The sequence below is a fragment of the Jiella sp. M17.18 genome (assembly GCF_041027365.1).
In the GTDB taxonomy this organism is placed as follows: domain Bacteria; phylum Pseudomonadota; class Alphaproteobacteria; order Rhizobiales; family Rhizobiaceae; genus VKMB-3413.
In genome coordinates this window covers 186,929-203,655 of the sequence record NZ_JBFTEH010000003.1, presented here as the reverse complement: position 1 = coordinate 203,655, position 16,727 = coordinate 186,929, and the positions used below count along the sequence as shown (strand labels likewise).

Genomic DNA, 16,727 nt, shown 5'->3' with positions numbered 1-16,727 from the left:
GCGGGGCGTAGCGGGAAGGATCCTCGCGTGCCCGCAGGACGCCCAGGCGACGACCGCGCTGCCGCTCATCCAGCCGTGGTACGCCGCACATATCATCCGCTAAGCAGTAAATATTTCGCCGCTTTATTTTCATTCGGCAACATCTTCTTTTTGACCCGGGTCGATGAACGGTCGTCATTCGCCTGTTCAAAGTACGTTAACTTCCTGGATCGTATGACCAAGCAGAGAAATTGCGGTCATATTCGATGAAATAAAAACGATCCCTGATTATCCCGTTTCCTTCCTATCATGAATACTGACAGCGGCCGCGACGGCCGCCGGTCCTTCTTCGCACAAAGTGCTCCGGTCCCTCATCGAAGGGTGTCTTATGAGCACCATCCCCATCCTCGACGACTGCCCGGCCCCATCATCGGCGCGAGGTCGACGCAAAATCTCCTGCCCGCCCCGCGTGCAATTCAACAAATGTTAATCTGCACTGGAATACCCCTTAGCAGCAAGAGCAGAAAACGCCTTCAACCTCTTGGACTTACAAGAGCTCACTAACCTTACCTGACGTTCTCCACGGGCGCCCCCGGCTGTCCCCGCGGAAACGCCGAGTGCTTCGGCTGTCGATCTCTTCCCGTCCCTCATCGAAAGGGTCTCGCATGACCAAGACAATCCTGATGGTCGACGACTCGCCGTCGGTGCGGCAGGTCGTCGGGCTGACGCTGAAGAGCGCCGGCTACCACGTGCTCGAGGCGGCAGATGGTGCCGAGGCCTTGAGCAAAGCGCTGGCGAACAAGGTGCATGCCGTCGTCACCGACCTGAACATGCCGGTCATGGATGGCTTGACCTTCATCCGGAAGTATCGCGCCGCGCCGGCCAGCAGCGGCGTCCCGATCGTCTTCCTGACGACGGAGTCGAACGCCGCGATCAAGGAGCAGGCCAAGCAGGCCGGCGCGACGGGCTGGATGGTGAAGCCGTTCCAGCCGGAGCAGCTTCTGGCGGTCGTGCGCAAGGTGGCGGGCGCATGATCACGCTCGATCCGGCCGAGACGTTCCGCCAGGAGGCGGCGGACCTTCTGGACGTCCTCGAGCAGTCGCTGCTCGATCTTGAGAAGCGTCCCGGCGATGCGGACCTCGTCTCCTCCGCCTTTCGCGCCCTGCATACGCTGAAGGGCTCCGGCGCGATGTTCGGCTTCACGGCCGTTTCCGCCTTCATCCATGATTTCGAGACCGCGTTCGACCAGGTCCGCAAGGGCGAGGCGGCCGCGAGCCCCGCTTTGATCGCGGCCGCGCTGCAGGCCAAGGATCACGTGGCCGCGCTGATCGCCGACGAGGCGTCGGCCGATCCGGACGCGGGTACCGCGATCCTCGCCGCCCTTGCCAGGGCCATTGCCGCTCCGGCCGCGGCCGACTGGCTGGTGACCTTCCGGCTGCCGGACAACGCGCTGGAGCTCGGGACCAATCCGAAGCTTCTCCTCGACGAGATGCATTCGCTCGGCGCCTGCGAGATCCTGGAGCGGTCCGAACCGGCGGCTCCGGTCGGCGACATCGATCCGGACTTCCTCCATCTGGCCTGGGTCGTCCGGCTCGACGGTGCGGTGGACCAGGCGGCGATCGAGGACGTTTTCCTGTTCATCCGCGACGACATGAGCCTCGCGATCGAGCGCACGGGCGGCGCGGCGAAGTCCGGCGGCGGCGAGGAGACCGCCCCTGCTGTCGCCGCACCGGCCGCGGCCGCCCGCCGCGAGCCCGAGGCGGAATCCGCGGCGGCAGCGCCGAAGGACAAGGCCGCCACCCTCCGCGTGCCGGCCGAACGGCTGGACGAACTGATGGACCGGGTCGGCGAACTCGTCATCGCCCAGGCCCGCCTCAGCCAGATCGCGGCGAGCCGCCACGACCCGGCGCTGGTCGGCGTCGCCGAGGACATCGAGCGGCTGACGGCCAGCCTGCGCGACACCACCATGGGGACGCGCATGGTGCCGATCGGGACGCTGTTCGGCCGCTTCCGCCGTCTCGTCCACGATCTTTCCGACGGTCTCAGCAAGGAAGTGGTGCTGGTCACGGCCGGCGAGGAGACCGAACTCGACAAGACCGTGATCGAACAATTGGCCGATCCCCTCGTCCACCTCATCCGCAACGCGATGGACCACGGCATCGAGCGGAGCGAGGCGCGCGAGGCGTGCGGCAAGGCCGGCAAGGCGACCCTCCGGCTCTCGGCCGCGCACCGCGGCGCGGAGGTCGCTATCACCATCGCCGACGACGGCGCCGGGCTCGACACCGCCCGCATCCGTGCCAAGGCCGAGGCCAACGGGCTGATCGCGCCGGGCACGCCGCTTTCCGAGAGCGAGATCCATCGCCTGATCTTCGAGCCCGGCTTCTCCACCGCCCAGGCGGTCACCTCCCTCTCCGGGCGCGGCGTCGGCATGGACGTCGTCAAGCGAACGATCGAGGGCCTGCGCGGCTCGATCGACCTTGCCAGCGAGCCCGGCCACGGCACCGAGGTCACGCTGCGCCTGCCGCTGACGCTCGCGATCATCGACGGCCTGCTCGTCCGGGTCGGCTCCGGCCGCTACACCATCCCGCTCGCCGCGGTCGAGGAATGCATCGAACTGCCGCGGAACGCCGACGCCATGCGCGGACGCTCCTTCCTCGACGTGCGCGGCGACCTCGTCCCGTTCATGCGGCTGCGCGATCTCTTCCACGCCGACGGCGAGGCCGACGCCTACCAGAAGGTCGTGGTCGTCTCGTCCGGCCAGATGCGGGTCGGGCTCGTCGTCGACCAGATCATCGGCAACAACCAGACCGTCATCAAGCAGCTCTCGCGCCTGCACTCCGGGATCAAGACCTTCTCCGGTGCGACGATCCTTGGCGACGGCACTGTCGCCCTCATCCTCGACGTCATGAACCTCGTCGGCTTCGGCCAGAAGCTGGAAGAGCGCCGGCGCGAGACGGCGCTCGGACGGGCCGCATGAGCGGGACACAGGGAGTTTCCACCATGGGAGTTTCCACCATGCAGGCGCTGACCATCCGGCTGCAGGACGAGATCTTCGCCCTCGAAGCGACGAGCGTGCGCGAGATCCTCGATCCCGTCCCGATCACGCGCGTGCCGAACGCGGCCGACTTCGTCGGTGGCCTGATCAATGTCCGCGGCACGGTGGTGCCGCTCGCCGACCTGCGCGTCGTGTTCGGCATGGACCGGCCGCCGATGGACAAGGACACGCGGATCGTCGTCGTCGAATTCGACCTCGACGGCGAGCCGATGACCGCGGGCATCCTGGCCGACCGGGTCCACGAGGTCACCGAGATCGAGGCGGACGCGCGCGAGGCCGTTCCCGCGGTCGGCATGCGCTGGCCGCCCGCCTTCGTCCGCAGCATCGGCAAGCGGGACGACGGCTTCATCATCATCCCCGACATGCAACGCATCTTCCGCGACGAGGGTGTCGTCGCGGCTACCACCGAAAGGCAAAATCCGTGAGCAACACCTCCAGCAGCAGGAAGGGCGTCCTGAAGAGCGTCGGCGCCAAGGTCCTGTCCATCCAGGCGATCTCCTTCGTGGCCATGATCACCGTCGGCGGCATGGGCTTCTACGGCATGAATGCGATCGCCGGGAAGATGCGGTCGATCTACGACGACCGGCTCGTCCCGGTGAATCAGATGGCGAGCATCTCGCGGGCCTACGGGGTGAAGATCGCCCGCGCCGCAGCCAACGTTCGCAACGGGACCGAAGCGGACCAGTCCGCGCTGAAGACGATCCAGGCGGCTTCGGATACGGCCGCGAAGGACTGGCAGGACTACCTCGCCACCCAGCTGACGCCCGAGGAGAGGGTCATCGTCGACCGCGTCACGCCGCTGTTGGCGGCGGAAAACGCGGCGGTGGCGGACCTTGAGAAGACGGTGGCGGCAGGCGACCGCGCGGCTCTGGGCTCGCTTATCGACACGCGGCTTCAGCCGGCGACCGCTTCGCTGCTCGACGAAGTGGAGAACCTGCGGAACTATCAGCAGACGGAAGCGACCAAGCTCCTCGCGGCGAGCGAAAGTCTGTTCAGCTTCCTGACCTGGCTGATCACGGGCATGAGTCTCGCCGCCTTCGCGCTGGCCGGAGCATTCGTCCTGGTCTTTGCAAAGCGCACCAAGCAGAACCTTGCCTCGGCAGTCGCACTCGCATCGGCCGTGGCCGGCGGCGATCTCCGCCAGACCGTCGACGTGCGCTCCAGCGACGAGATCGGCGATCTTCTCGCCACGCTGAACCGCATGGTCGAAAAGCTTCGCGACGTCGTCGGCGACGTCTCCGGCGCCGCCCGCAACGTCGCTGCCGGCTCGGAGGAGATGTCGGCGACGGCCGAGCAGCTGTCGCAGGGCGCGACCGAACAGGCCGCCTCAACTGAAGAGGCCTCCGCCTCGATGGAGCAGATGGCCGCCAACATCAAGCAGAGCGCCGACAACGCCACCCAGACCGAGGACATCGCCAAGAAGTCCGCCGAGGACGCCATCGCCTCGGGCGACGCCGTGGCCGGCGCCGTGAACGCGATGCAGACCATCGCCGAGAAGATCCTGGTCGTCCAGGAGATCGCCCGCCAGACCGACCTTCTCGCCCTCAACGCGGCGGTGGAAGCGGCCCGCGCCGGCGAGCATGGCCGCGGCTTCGCGGTGGTCGCCTCCGAGGTGCGCAAGCTGGCCGAGCGCAGCCAGGCGGCCGCCACCGAGATCTCCGGCCTCTCCGGCAACACGCTGAAGACCGCCCAGCAGGCCGGCGACATGCTCGCCAAGCTCGTGCCGGACATCCAGAAGACGGCGAAGCTCGTCGAGGAGATCTCCTCCGCCAGCCGCGAGCAGACGACCGGCGCCAGCCAGGTGAACATGGCGATCCAGCAGCTCGACAAGGTGACGCAGCAGAACACCGCGGCCGCCGAGGAGATGTCCTCGACCGCCGAGGAACTGGCGAGCCAGGCCGAGCATCTCGCCGCCGCGATCAGCTACTTCAAGCTCGAGGACGGCAACAGCCAGGCCCACCAGCCTGCCCGGACCGCGCCGAAGAGCAAGCCGGCTGCGCGCGGAACGTCCAAGGTGACGCCGGAGGCCGAGCGGGCGCTGCGCAAGATGTCGGACCGCATGCACGGCAAGGGCGGCGGCTTCGACCTCGACATGGGCGAGGCCGGCGACGACCTCGACCGGGAATTCTCGCACCGCTCGGCCGCCTGAGGCAGGGTCATGAACCAGATCGTCCAGTATCTGACCTTCGGTGTGGCGGAGAATCTCTTCGCCGCGCCGGTCGGCCGGGTCCGAGAGATCCTCGATCTCTCGCCGATCTCGCGGCTCCCGCGCAGCCCGGCCGAGCTCCTCGGCATGATCGACGTCCGGGGCGCGAGCGTACCGGTGGTCGATGCGAGGCGGCTCCTCGGGTTCGGCGAGGCGAACGACACGGCGAACACCCGCATCGTCGTCCTGACGATGATGCGGGGCGGCCGCGAGACGGTGATCGGCCTGAAGGCCGACCGCGTCTTCGAGGTGACGAGCCTCGACGACGAGACGCTCGAGGCGCCGCCGGAGATCGGCAGCTGCGACTGGAACGCCGGCGCGATCACCGGGATCGGCCGGCGCAACGGCGCCTTCGTCACCGTCATCGACGTCGACAGCCTCTTCGCGGACATCGACGTCGCGCACCGTGCGGCCGCCTGACGGCGCCCGCTCCCCTTCCCGCGGTCCCGAAAGCGATCACCCATGGACGCCATCGCGACACCCACCGGTCATGACCATCTTCCGGCCGCCGATTTCGAGCGGATATCGGCGCTCGTCGGCGAGACCGTCGGCATCCGGCTGACGCCGCAGAAGCGCCTGATGGTGGAGAGCCGGCTGCGCAAACGGTTCCGGCAGATCGGCGAGAACAGCTTCTCGGCCTATTGCCGTCACCTCTTCGACGAGGGCGGTCTCGAGGCCGAGATGGTCCATCTCATCGACGCCATCACCACGAACAAGACCGACTTCTTCCGCGAGCCGGAACACCTCGCCCTCATGGAACGGCAGATGGTTCCCGAGCTGCTGCAGCGCCGGCGCGAGGAGCGCCCGGTGCTGAAGGTCTGGAGCGCGGCGAGTTCGAACGGCGCGGAAGCCTACTCGATCGCCATGATCCTCCAGGGCATGATCGATGACGGTCGGTCGTTCCGCTACGCGGTGCTGGGCACCGACATCTCGACGTCGGTGCTTCATACGGCGCGGCAGGCGATCTATCCGGCCGAGGCAATCGCTCCGGTTCCGAAGCGCCTCGCCGAGCGCTACGTGCTGAGGGGCCGCAGCCCCGAGCGCGGCGATCAGGTCCGGATCGCTCCGGCCGTCCGCAGGCGCGTGCTCTTCGAGCGCATGAACCTGATGGACGCGACCTATCCCTACGACCGCGACGTCGACATCGTCTTCCTTCGCAACGTGCTGATCTACTTCGACAAGCCCGACCAGGACGCTGTCATCGACCGCCTGCTGGGACATCTCCGGCCGGGCGGCTTCCTGATCGTCGGGCATTCCGAATCGATGATCGTGCGGGACGGCCCGGTCCGCCAGATCGGCGCCAGCGTCTTCCAGAAGCTGTGAGGGGAGGAACGACCATGGCGAACGGCCAAACCCAGGGGAAGATCCGCGCCCTGATCGTCGACGACTCCGCCTCCGTCCGATCGGTCCTCGCCGGCATCCTGACCGGGGACCCCGAGATCGCGGTGATGGGGGCGGCAGCCGACGCCTATGCCGCCGCCGAGATGATCCGCGGCGAGATCCCGGACGTGATGTTCCTCGACATCGAGATGCCGAGGATGGACGGGCTGACCTTCCTGAAGAAGATCATGGCGCAGCGGCCGATCCCGGTGGTTATCTGTTCCGGCCTGACCGAAGAGGGCTCGGACATGATGATGCAGGCGCTCGCCGCCGGCGCCGTCGACGTCATCACCAAGCCGAAGGTCCACACCGCGCAGCACCTGCGCGAATCGGCGATGACCATCTGCGACGTCGCCAAGGCCGCCGCGCACGCCCGCGTGCGTTCGCGCAAGCCGCGGCCGGTGGCGGCGACGGTGGAGGCGAAGAACCTCGCCGACGTCCTGATCCCCGAAATCTCGGCCGAGCGTGCGGAGAAGCTGCGGCTCTCGATCCCGGCGACCGAGCCGGTCGTCTGCCTCGGCGCCTCGACCGGGGGCACCGAGGCGCTGGCGGCGGTGCTGACGGCGCTGCCGGCCGACTGCCCGGCGACGCTCGTCGTGCAGCACATGCCCGAGGGCTTCACCGCCGCCTTCGCCCGCCGGCTCGACGGGATGTGCGCGCCGAAGGTCGCCGAGGCCCGCGACGGCGACCTCGTGCGGCCCGGCCAGGTGCTGATCGCGCCGGGCAACCACCACATGATGCTGCGCCGGGCCGGAAGCCGCTATACCGTCGCCATCGCCGAGGGGCCGCCGGTCTGCCGGCACCGACCCTCGGTCGACGTCCTGTTCCGCTCGGCGGCGCAGGGCGCGGGGCCGAACGCCATCGCCGCCATCCTGACCGGCATGGGCGACGACGGCGCCCGCGGCCTCCTGGAGATCCGCCAGACGGGCGGGCGCACGATCGCCCAGAACGAGGAGACCTGCGTCGTCTTCGGCATGCCGAAGGAGGCGATCGAGCGCGGCGGCGCGCAGAGCGTCCTGCCGCTCGGCCGGATCAGAGCCGAGCTTCTGTCGCTGGCCGGCCCGGCACGCACGAAGGTCGCCTGATGGGTGCCGCCTACGCGCTGACAGCGGCGGAGGACGCGGCGCCTCCGAAAGCCCTCGGGCAGGTCGCGGAGGAGATCGGCGCGGTCGCGGCCGACATCGAGAAGGACTTCCTGGCGGTCGGCGACTGCCTCATCGGCGCGATCGGCCTGTTCGACGACATGCGCCGGACCATCGAAGGCTCGGCCGAACGGCTGGCCGGTGACGAGTTGGCCGGCGCGATCGCGGTCCTGTCGTCGCTGCCGGGCCGCATGCGCGAGGTATCCTCGCACCTGGAGAACGAGGATGCGGCGATCGCGGCCGTCTCCCGCGCGGTCAGGGTTCTCGATCGGCCCTTTTCGGCGCTCGCCGCCTCGACTCAGATCATCGAGGCCGTCGCGATGAACGCCCGCATCGTGTCGGCGGGCGTCCCCGATCTCGGTGCGACGGATCTCGCCGTGTTCTCGGACGACGTCCTCGAACTGGCGCGGCAGGCCGTCGCGACGGTGAAGTCGCTGCGCGGCGAGGAGGAGACGCTCGGCGGCCTCGTCCGCGACGCGCTGGAGCGCTCGCAACGGTTCCGGCAGACCTTCGGCGTCTTGCGCGAGACGACGTCGGCCTCCTTGCGCGCCGCGCTCGAACGGTTCGAACGTCACGCCGCCGCCGAACGCCAGCGCGCCGAAGAGGCCGGCGGCGCGATCAGCGCGCAGTCGGCCACCTTCGCCGGGATCGTTCCCGCCCTACAGGTCGGGGATGCGACCCGTCAGCGGCTCGAGCACGTCGTCTCGGCGATCGAGCGCGACCCTGCGTCGCCAACCCTTCTCGCTCTTCAGCAGCATCAGGTGGAGGCGGCCCGGGCAGATCTCTTCGAGAGCGTCGAAGGCATCGCCAGTCGCTTGACGGCGGCGCTCGAACAGGCGGCCGCGACCTTCCGGCTGTTCGTGAAGACGGACGAGAACGATGCCGTCCGCGCGCTCGCCGCGCTCGTCGGGGATCTCGTCGCGAGCCTGCGCGACGCGGCGCACGAACATCAGCAGAACCGCATCCTGAAGGAGGCGATCGAAGCCGCTGTCGCGCGCATCGGTGTCCATACCGCCACCATGCGGGACCTGGAATTCTCGATGCGGATGGTCAGCCTGAACACCGCGATCAGCTGTTCGAAGCTCGCAGCCCGCGGCCGGGCGTTGAGCGTCATATCGCTGCAACTGCGCGAACTGGTGGGCGAAATGCTCGCCCGTTCGGACGATGCGACCGAACTCTCCGAGGCGCTCGGCTCCACCTGTGCCGGGATCGGCAGCAATCTTCGGGACGCGAATGCGGTCGCGGCCATCGGCAGCGAGGCGACCGGAAGCCTGGACCGGCTCGAGCAGGCTCTCGAGAATCACCGCAGCGGCTTCTCCCGGGCGCGTCAGGTTTCCGGCGAGGTGGACGGATTGCTGCAGGACGCCGACGCCGCCCTCGGGCGGCAGGGAGCGCTGGGAAGCCGGGTGGAAGCCTGCGCAGCCGCCCTGAGGGCGCAGATCCCGCAGACGGCCGACGGGGCCGGCGGCGATCTGACGCCGGAGATCGAGGCGCTGCTGCAGGCGGCCTACACGATGGACTGTGAGCGCGCCGTCCACCGCCGCTTCCTCTCGCCCTCGTCCCCCGCCGCCAGCCAGGATGAGGCTTCCGCACCGCCGGACCTTGCCGGCATCCTCTTCTGATTCGGCGCGAGCCGAACCGCTGCGGCGCCCGGCCCGGCCGGCGAAGGTGCGAACAGAGCCTTCGCCCTGTCGAACCCGGCCAGCCGGCCTAAGTCAGGCGAAACGCGCATGGGCTTGGCGGCGGCTCGACCGCCGGCGGGCCCGAAGAAGGAGAACAGCATGCCGACGAGCATCAATCCGGCGACCGGCGAAACCATCGAGGAATTCGCCGAGCACACCGACGGCGAGATCGAGCGGGCGCTCGAAAATGCCGACGCAGCCTTTGCGGACTGGCGGCGCACTCCCCTGCGGCAGCGCTCCGACCTCCTGAACCGCATCGCCGACGAGCTCGAGCGGCGCAAGGAGGAGCTCGGGCGCATCGCGACGCGCGAGATGGGCAAGCGCTTCAAGGAGGCGGTGTCCGAGGTCGAGAAATGCGCCACCGGCTGCCGCTACTATGCCGAGCACGGTCCGGCGATGATCGCCGACGAGACGCGCGAAGGCCCGGCCTCGAAGAACTTCGTCGCCTATCGGCCGATCGGTCCGGTGCTGGCGGTGATGCCCTGGAACTTCCCCTACTGGCAGTGCTTCCGCTTCATCGCGCCGGCGATCATGGCCGGCAATGTCGGCCTCCTGAAGCACGCCTCCAATGTCAGCCAGTGCGCGCTCGAGATCGAGAAGGTGATCCTGGAGGCCGGTGCGCCGCAGGGCGTGTTCCAGACGCTGCTGATCTCCTCGAAGAAGGTCGAGGGCATCCTGCGCGACCGCCGCATCCGCGCCGCGACGCTGACCGGCAGCGAGGGCGCCGGTGCCGCCGTGGCCTCCACCGCGGGTTCGGAAATCAAGACCACGGTGCTCGAACTCGGTGGCTCGGACCCGTTCATCGTCATGCCGTCGGCCGACCTCGACAAGGCCGTCTCGGTTGGCCTCACGGCCCGCATGCAGAACAACGGCCAGAGCTGCATCGCGGCGAAGCGCTTCATCGTCCATGCCGACGTCTATGACGACTATCTCGGCCGCTACCGCGAGGCCGTGGAGGCGATGACGGTCGGCGATCCGATGGACGAAGCCACCGACATGGGCCCGCTCGCCATGCGCTCCTCGGTCGAGGATCTCGGCGACCAGATCGAGCGCTCGGTCAAGGCCGGCGCGAAGCTCGTCACCGGCGGCACCCCGATCGACGGGCCGGGCTTCTACTTCAAGCCGTCCATCCTCGCGGATGTCACGCCGAAGGCGCCCGCCTATCGCGAGGAGTTGTTCGGCCCCTGCGCCATCTTCTTCCGGGTCGATTCGATCGACGCGGCGATCGACCTCGCCAATGATTCCGACTTCGGCCTCGGCGGCGCGGTGTTCACCAATGATGCGGCCGAGCAGGAGCGCTTCATCCGCGACCTTGACCAGGGCGGCACGCACATCAACCGCATGACCGCCTCGGACCCGCGCCTGCCCTTCGGCGGCGTCAAGCGCTCCGGCTACGGGCGCGAACTCTCGCGCGAGGGCATCCACGCCTTCATGAACATCAAGACTGTGACAATCGCTTAGGATAGATGGGCGCCTAGGGATAGACGGGCGCCGGAGGCGGCGGCGCATTCGGCTCCGATCGATCGGCTGGCGGATGATCCGGCTGGCGATCAAAAGTCGGGCAGACTTGCCGCCTGCCTCCGGAAGCGGCATACACGGCCGGCGGAGCCCTGGCTGCCGGCATCGGTTCAACCTTTCGCATCGGACCGTGCCGACGGGCGCGATCCGGCCTCAGCTAGCGGATGACAGCCATGAGCGAGACCACCACCATCACCGGCGCCGCTGCCGACCTTCAGGCCGCGGCGGCGAACGCGAAGGAGCGTGGCATCCGGCCGCTCTTCGCCGAGGACCCGCAGCGCTTCGAGCGGTTTTCCGCGCGGCTCGACGAGGTCCTCCTCGACTATTCCAAGACCGCGATCGACGAGGTGACCCGCGCCGCGCTCTTCGCCCTCGCCCAGGAGCGGCAGGTCGAGCAGAAGCGCGACGCGATGTTTTCCGGCGCGCGGATCAACGAGACCGAGAACCGCTCGGTGCTGCATGTGGCGCTGCGCGGGCAGCCGGCCGACGCCTACCGCGCCGACGGCGAGCCCGTCTCGGGCGACGTCAATGACGTCCTGACCGCCATGGGCGCCTTCTCGTCCCGCGTCCGCTCGGGCGAGATCACCGGAGCGACCGGCGCCGCCTTCACCGACGTCGTCAATATCGGCATCGGTGGCTCCGATCTCGGCCCGGCCATGGCGACGCTGGCGCTGGAGCCCTATCACGACGGCCCGCGCACGCATTTCGTCTCCAATGTCGACGGCGCGCATATCTCGGACACCCTCGCCAAGCTGAAGCCCGAGACGACGCTGATCATCGTCGCGTCGAAGACCTTCACCACCATCGAGACGATGACCAACGCCGCCACCGCCCGGCGCTGGGTGGCGGACGCCCTCGGCGAGGACGCCGTCGGCCAGCATTTCGCGGCGGTCTCCACCGCGCTCGACAAGGTCGATGCCTTCGGCATTCCGCAGGACCGGATCTTCGGCTTCTGGGACTGGGTCGGCGGGCGCTACTCCATCTGGTCGGCGATCGGCCTGCCGCTGATGCTCGCCATCGGCTCGGATGGCTTCTCCGACTTCCTCGCCGGCGCGCGCGAGATCGACCAGCATTTCAAGTCCGCGCCGATGGAGAAGAACCTGCCGATGCTGCTCGGCCTCGTCGGCTATTGGCACCGGGTCTTCTGTCACTATCCGACGCGGGCGATCATTCCCTACGACCAGCGCCTCGCGCGCTTTCCGGCCTATCTCCAGCAGCTCGACATGGAATCGAACGGCAAGCGCGTCGGTCTCGACGGCCGGCCGGTGCCGATCAGCGGGCCCGTCGTCTGGGGCGAGCCGGGCACCAACGGCCAGCACGCCTTCTTCCAGCTGCTGCACCAGGGCACCGACACCGTGCCGGTGGAGTTCCTCGTCGGCGCCATCGCGCACGAGCCGGCCGAGATGAAGGTGCATCAGGATCTGCTGCTCGCCAACTGCCTCGCCCAGAGCGAGGCCCTGATGAAGGGCCGCACGCTGGAGGAGGCGCGCCAGCAGCTCCTCGACGCCGGCCGCTCCAAGGCCGATGCCGAGCGGATCGCGCCGCACCGCGTCTTCACCGGCAACCGGCCGTCGATCACGATCCTCTACCGCACGCTGGATCCGGCGACGCTCGGACGGCTGATCGCGCTCTACGAGCACCGCGTCTTCGTCGAAGCCCAGCTGTTCGGCATCAACGCCTTCGACCAGTGGGGCGTCGAGCTCGGCAAGGAACTCGCGACCGGGCTGTTGCCGGTCGTCACCGGCGAGGCTTCGGCCGAGCGCCGCGACACCTCGACCCGCGGCCTGGTCGAGGCAATCCGCAAGATGAGGGGTAGCTGATGTCCGCCACGCACATGTCGGAAGCCGCCGTCGAGGGAAACGGCGCCCACCTGCCGGAGCCGCGCAAGAACGATCCGGACACGCTGGCGCGGCAGATCGTCGAGAAGCTGACCTATTCGATCGGCCGCAGCCCGGCGCGGGCGCGCAAATACGACTGGCTGCGCGCGACCACGCTGGTGGTGCGCGACCGGATCATGGACCACTGGTTCGCCTCGCTCGACCAGGCGGAGGCGAGCGGCGACAAGCGGGTCTACTACCTGTCGATGGAGTTCCTGATCGGCCGCCTGCTGCGCGATGCGATCAACAATCTGCAGCTGACCCAGCCGATCCGCGAGGCGCTGAAGCGCTACGACGTCGAACTCGACATGATCGAGCTGCTGGAGCCCGACGCCGCGCTCGGCAATGGCGGCCTGGGGCGCCTCGCCGCCTGCTTCATGGAGTCGATGGCCTCCACCGGCGTTCCCGGCTACGGCTACGGCATCCGCTATGTCCACGGCTTCTTCCGCCAGGAAATCGCCGACGGGGCGCAGGTCGAGCTGCCGGAAAGCTGGCTCGCCCACGGCAATCCCTGGGAGTTCGAGCGGCGCGACGCGACCTATGAGATCGGCTTCGGCGGCAAGGTAACGCTGCAGGAGGACGGGAGCGGCGAGCCGCGCCAGGTCTGGCGCCCGGCCGAGCGCGTCCTCGCCCTCGCCTTCGACACCCCGATCACCGGCTGGCGCGGCCGTCAGGTCAACACGCTGCGGCTCTGGAGCGCCCAGGCGCTCGACCCGATCCTGCTTGATGCGTTCAACTCCGGCGACCACATCGGCGCGCTGGTGGAATCGAACAAGGCCGAGGCGATCACCCGCGTCCTCTACCCCGCCGATTCGCATCAGGCGGGCCAGGAACTGCGGCTTCGCCAGGAATACTTCTTCTCCTCCGCCTCGCTGCAGGACATCATCCGCCGGCACCTGTCGGAGAACGACAGCCTGCACAACCTGGCGGACAAGGTCGCGATCCAGCTGAACGACACCCATCCCGCGGTGTCGGTCGCCGAGCTGATGCGCCTCCTCGTCGACGTCCACGGCTTCGACTGGGACGAGGCCTGGACGATCACCCGCAACACCTTCGGCTACACCAACCACACGCTCCTGCCCGAAGCGCTGGAGCACTGGCCGATCCACCTGTTCGAGCGGCTGCTGCCGCGCCAGATGCAGATCATCTACGCCATCAACGCCGACATCATCCGTCAGGCGGCCCAGGAGCACGGCTTCGACGGCGGCAAGGTGGCGGCGATCTCGCTGATCGACGAGGGCAACGGGCGGCGCGTGCGCATGGGCCAGCTCGCCTTCGTCGGCAGCCATGCGGTGAACGGGGTTTCGGCGCTGCACACCGAGCTGATGAAGGAGACGGTGTTCCGCAACCTTCACGAACTCTATCCCGACCGCATCCAGAACAAAACCAACGGCGTCACCCCGCGGCGCTGGCTGATGGAAGCCAATCCCGGCCTGACCCGGCTGCTGATCGACGCGATCGGCCCGGCCTTCCTCGACGACATCGAGAAGATCCGCGACGCCGACAAGCTTGCCGGCGATGCCGCCTTCCGCGAGCGCTTCGCGGCGGTGAAGCGCGAGAACAAGGTGCGGCTCACCCAGACCATCGCCGACCGCATGGCGATCCGGGTGGACCCGGACGCGATCTTCGACATCCAGGTCAAGCGCATCCACGAATACAAGCGCCAGTTCCTCAACATCATCGAGGCGATCGCGCTCTACGACCAGATGCGCGCCCATCCCGAGCTCGACTGGGTGCCGCGGGTGAAGATCTTCGCCGGCAAGGCGGCGCCGAGCTACCTGCAGGCCAAGGAGATCATCCACCTGGCCAACGACGTCGCGCGGCTGATCAATTCCGACCCGGCGGTGCGCAACCTTCTGAAGGTCGTCTTCATCCCGAACTACAATGTCAGCCTGGCCGAGATCATCATGCCGGCGGCCGACATCTCGGAGCAGATCTCGACCGCGGGCCTGGAGGCGTCCGGCACCGGCAACATGAAGTTCGCGCTGAACGGCGCGCTGACCATCGGCACGCTCGACGGCGCCAATGTCGAAATGCTGGAGCATGTCGGCGAGGAGAACATCTTCATCTTCGGGCTGAGGGCGGACGAGGTGGCCCAGCGCCGGCGCGAGGCGCATTCCGGCCGCTCGATCATCGAGAGCCTGCCGATGCTGCGCGAGGCGCTGGCGGCGATCTCGTCCGGCCTGTTCTCCCCGGACAACCCGTCGCGCTACCACTCGCTGGTCTCCAATCTCTACAACAACGACTGGTGGATGATCTGCGCCGACTTCCAGGCATACTGGGACACCCAGCGCCAGCTCGACGCGCTGTGGGGCGAGGCCGGCGAATGGACGGGCAAGGCGATCCACAACACCGCCCGCATGGGCTGGTTCTCCTCCGACCGCTCGATCCGCGAATATGCCAGCGACATCTGGCATGCCGGGCCCGCGGCCCGCGGCTGAGGCGAGGATCTCGGCGGCCGCGGGAAACTTTACAGCCCGGTGGAAGCTTGACTTCCGCCGCCTAGATCAGCCTCCTTGAAGCGGGCGCGGAGGGAGAAGTCACTCCAAGGCCGGGCGATGCCATCAGCGCGTCGCCACGGCGAATGGTCCGCACGCCCGTGGGAGGACTTCATGGCTGACAAGAGACCCGTCGCACCGCTCGCCCGCGACACGATGGCCTATGTGCTGGCCGGCGGGCGCGGCAGCCGCCTGATGGAACTGACCGATGCGCGCGCCAAGCCGGCGGTGTATTTCGGCGGCAAGACGCGCATCATCGACTTCGCGCTGTCGAACGCGATCAATTCCGGCATCCGCCGCCTCGGCGTCGCGACGCAGTACAAGGCGCACAGCCTGATCCGGCACCTGCAGAACGGCTGGAACTTCCTGCGCCCCGGCCGCAACGAAAGCTTCGACATCCTGCCGGCCAGCCAGCGCGTCTCCGAGGACCAGTGGTATGCCGGCACCGCCGACGCGGTGTACCAGAACATCGACATCATCGAGTCCTACGCGCCCCGCTACATCGTCATCCTGGCGGGCGACCACGTCTACAAGATGGACTACGAGATCATGCTGCAGCAGCATGTCGACACCGGCGCGGACGTGACCGTCGGCTGTCTCGAAGTCCCGCGCATGGAGGCGGTCGCCTTCGGCGTGATGCATGTCGACGAGAACTACCAGATCACCGATTTCGTCGAGAAGCCGAAGGATCCGCCGGCGATCCCCGGCCGCCCGGACACCGCGCTGGCCTCGATGGGCATCTACGTCTTCGACACGCACTTCCTGATGGACCAGCTGCGGCGCGACGCCGCCGATCCCGGCTCGCAGCGCGACTTCGGCAAGGACATCATCCCCCACATCGTGCAGCACGGAAAGGCCTTCGCCCACCGCTTCTCCCGCTCGGTGGTGCGCTCGGCGATGGAGCCGACGGGCGAGGCCTACTGGCGCGACGTCGGAACCGTCGACGCCTACTGGCAGGCCAATATCGACCTCACCGACGTCGTCCCGCCGCTCGACATCTACGACCGCGACTGGCCGATCTGGACCTATGCCGAGATCAACCCGCCGGCGAAGTTCGTGCATGACGAGGAGGGCCGGCGCGGCATGGCGATCTCGTCGCTGGTCTCGGGCGACTGCATCATCTCCGGCGGCTCGCTGCGCCGCTCGCTGCTGTTCACCGGCGTCAGGATGCGCTCCTACTCGATGCTCGACCACACCGTAGCGCTCCCCTACACCCATATCGGCCGGCACGCGCGCATCTCGCGGGCGGTCATCGACCGCGGCGTGCAGATCCCCGACGGCCTCGTCATCGGCGAGGATCCCGAACTCGACGCCAAGCGCTTCCGGCGGACCGCCGGCGGCGTCTGCCTTGTGACCAAGCCGATGATCGACAGGCTCACCTACTGATGAC

12 protein-coding genes are annotated in these 16,727 nt (G+C 68.2%); all 12 read left to right on the top strand.

Annotated features, from left to right (window positions below; translation table 11 throughout):
• Window positions 1-644 precede the first annotated feature (644 nt).
• The 12 genes from AB5S17_RS07370 (at window position 645) to glgC (ending at window position 16,723) form a co-directional block, all read left to right on the top strand.
• Window positions 645-1,013 (top strand): response regulator, encoded by a 369-nt coding sequence (locus tag AB5S17_RS07370; protein WP_369237748.1) that lies wholly within the window; start codon window positions 645-647, stop codon window positions 1,011-1,013.
• On the top strand, window positions 1,010-2,956 hold the full coding sequence (locus AB5S17_RS07365; RefSeq protein WP_369237746.1) for a chemotaxis protein CheA: 1,947 nt from the start codon (window positions 1,010-1,012) through the stop codon (window positions 2,954-2,956). Before AB5S17_RS07370 ends, AB5S17_RS07365 begins: the two co-directional genes overlap by 4 nt.
• Before the next feature lie 23 nt (window positions 2,957-2,979).
• Window positions 2,980-3,459, top strand: a complete 480-nt coding sequence (locus AB5S17_RS07360; RefSeq protein WP_369237744.1) for a chemotaxis protein CheW — start codon at window positions 2,980-2,982, stop codon at window positions 3,457-3,459.
• The gene (locus tag AB5S17_RS07355) at window positions 3,456-5,183 is read left to right on the top strand and encodes a methyl-accepting chemotaxis protein (protein ID WP_369237742.1); all 1,728 of its coding nucleotides are present in this window, start codon (window positions 3,456-3,458) and stop codon (window positions 5,181-5,183) included. Before AB5S17_RS07360 ends, AB5S17_RS07355 begins: the two co-directional genes overlap by 4 nt.
• A gap of 9 nt (window positions 5,184-5,192) precedes the next feature.
• Window positions 5,193-5,660 (top strand): chemotaxis protein CheW, encoded by a 468-nt coding sequence (locus AB5S17_RS07350; RefSeq protein ID WP_369237740.1) that lies wholly within the window; start codon window positions 5,193-5,195, stop codon window positions 5,658-5,660.
• 42 nt (window positions 5,661-5,702) lie between these two features.
• Entirely contained in the window at window positions 5,703-6,563 is an 861-nt protein-coding gene (locus AB5S17_RS07345) for a protein-glutamate O-methyltransferase CheR (protein ID WP_369237738.1), read from the top strand.
• A gap of 14 nt (window positions 6,564-6,577) precedes the next feature.
• Window positions 6,578-7,705 (top strand): chemotaxis response regulator protein-glutamate methylesterase, encoded by a 1,128-nt coding sequence (locus tag AB5S17_RS07340; protein WP_369237736.1) that lies wholly within the window; start codon window positions 6,578-6,580, stop codon window positions 7,703-7,705.
• Complete coding sequence (locus AB5S17_RS07335) at window positions 7,705-9,384, top strand: hypothetical protein (RefSeq protein ID WP_369237734.1); 1,680 nt, start codon at window positions 7,705-7,707, stop codon at window positions 9,382-9,384. The genes AB5S17_RS07340 and AB5S17_RS07335 overlap by 1 nt, the downstream gene beginning before the upstream one ends.
• 159 nt (window positions 9,385-9,543) lie before the next feature.
• Window positions 9,544-10,905, top strand: coding sequence for an NAD-dependent succinate-semialdehyde dehydrogenase (locus AB5S17_RS07330; RefSeq protein WP_369237732.1), 1,362 nt, complete (start codon window positions 9,544-9,546; stop codon window positions 10,903-10,905).
• A gap of 230 nt (window positions 10,906-11,135) precedes the next feature.
• Entirely contained in the window at window positions 11,136-12,782 is a 1,647-nt protein-coding gene (gene pgi, locus AB5S17_RS07325) for a glucose-6-phosphate isomerase (RefSeq protein WP_369237730.1), read from the top strand.
• Complete coding sequence (locus tag AB5S17_RS07320) at window positions 12,782-15,280, top strand: glycogen/starch/alpha-glucan phosphorylase (protein ID WP_369237728.1); 2,499 nt, start codon at window positions 12,782-12,784, stop codon at window positions 15,278-15,280. The genes pgi and AB5S17_RS07320 overlap by 1 nt, the downstream gene beginning before the upstream one ends.
• Before the next feature lie 171 nt (window positions 15,281-15,451).
• Entirely contained in the window at window positions 15,452-16,723 is a 1,272-nt protein-coding gene (gene glgC, locus AB5S17_RS07315; protein WP_369237726.1) for a glucose-1-phosphate adenylyltransferase, read from the top strand.
• The last annotated feature ends 4 nt before the right edge of the window (window positions 16,724-16,727 follow it).

What these genes read in the sequence shown, in the direction of transcription:
- AB5S17_RS07330 (WP_369237732.1), top strand. Translation starts at nt 9,544, where the DNA reads ATGCCGACGAGCATCAATCCGGCGACCGGCGAAACCATCGAGGAATTC.
- AB5S17_RS07350 (WP_369237740.1), top strand. Translation starts at nt 5,193, where the DNA reads ATGAACCAGATCGTCCAGTATCTGACCTTCGGTGTGGCGGAGAATCTC.
- AB5S17_RS07320 (WP_369237728.1), top strand. Translation starts at nt 12,782, where the DNA reads ATGTCCGCCACGCACATGTCGGAAGCCGCCGTCGAGGGAAACGGCGCC.
- AB5S17_RS07345 (WP_369237738.1), top strand. Translation starts at nt 5,703, where the DNA reads ATGGACGCCATCGCGACACCCACCGGTCATGACCATCTTCCGGCCGCC.
- pgi (WP_369237730.1), top strand. Translation starts at nt 11,136, where the DNA reads ATGAGCGAGACCACCACCATCACCGGCGCCGCTGCCGACCTTCAGGCC.
- AB5S17_RS07340 (WP_369237736.1), top strand. Translation starts at nt 6,578, where the DNA reads ATGGCGAACGGCCAAACCCAGGGGAAGATCCGCGCCCTGATCGTCGAC.
- glgC (WP_369237726.1), top strand. Translation starts at nt 15,452, where the DNA reads ATGGCTGACAAGAGACCCGTCGCACCGCTCGCCCGCGACACGATGGCC.
- AB5S17_RS07365 (WP_369237746.1), top strand. Translation starts at nt 1,010, where the DNA reads ATGATCACGCTCGATCCGGCCGAGACGTTCCGCCAGGAGGCGGCGGAC.
- AB5S17_RS07360 (WP_369237744.1), top strand. Translation starts at nt 2,980, where the DNA reads ATGGGAGTTTCCACCATGCAGGCGCTGACCATCCGGCTGCAGGACGAG.
- AB5S17_RS07370 (WP_369237748.1), top strand. Translation starts at nt 645, where the DNA reads ATGACCAAGACAATCCTGATGGTCGACGACTCGCCGTCGGTGCGGCAG.
- AB5S17_RS07335 (WP_369237734.1), top strand. Translation starts at nt 7,705, where the DNA reads ATGGGTGCCGCCTACGCGCTGACAGCGGCGGAGGACGCGGCGCCTCCG.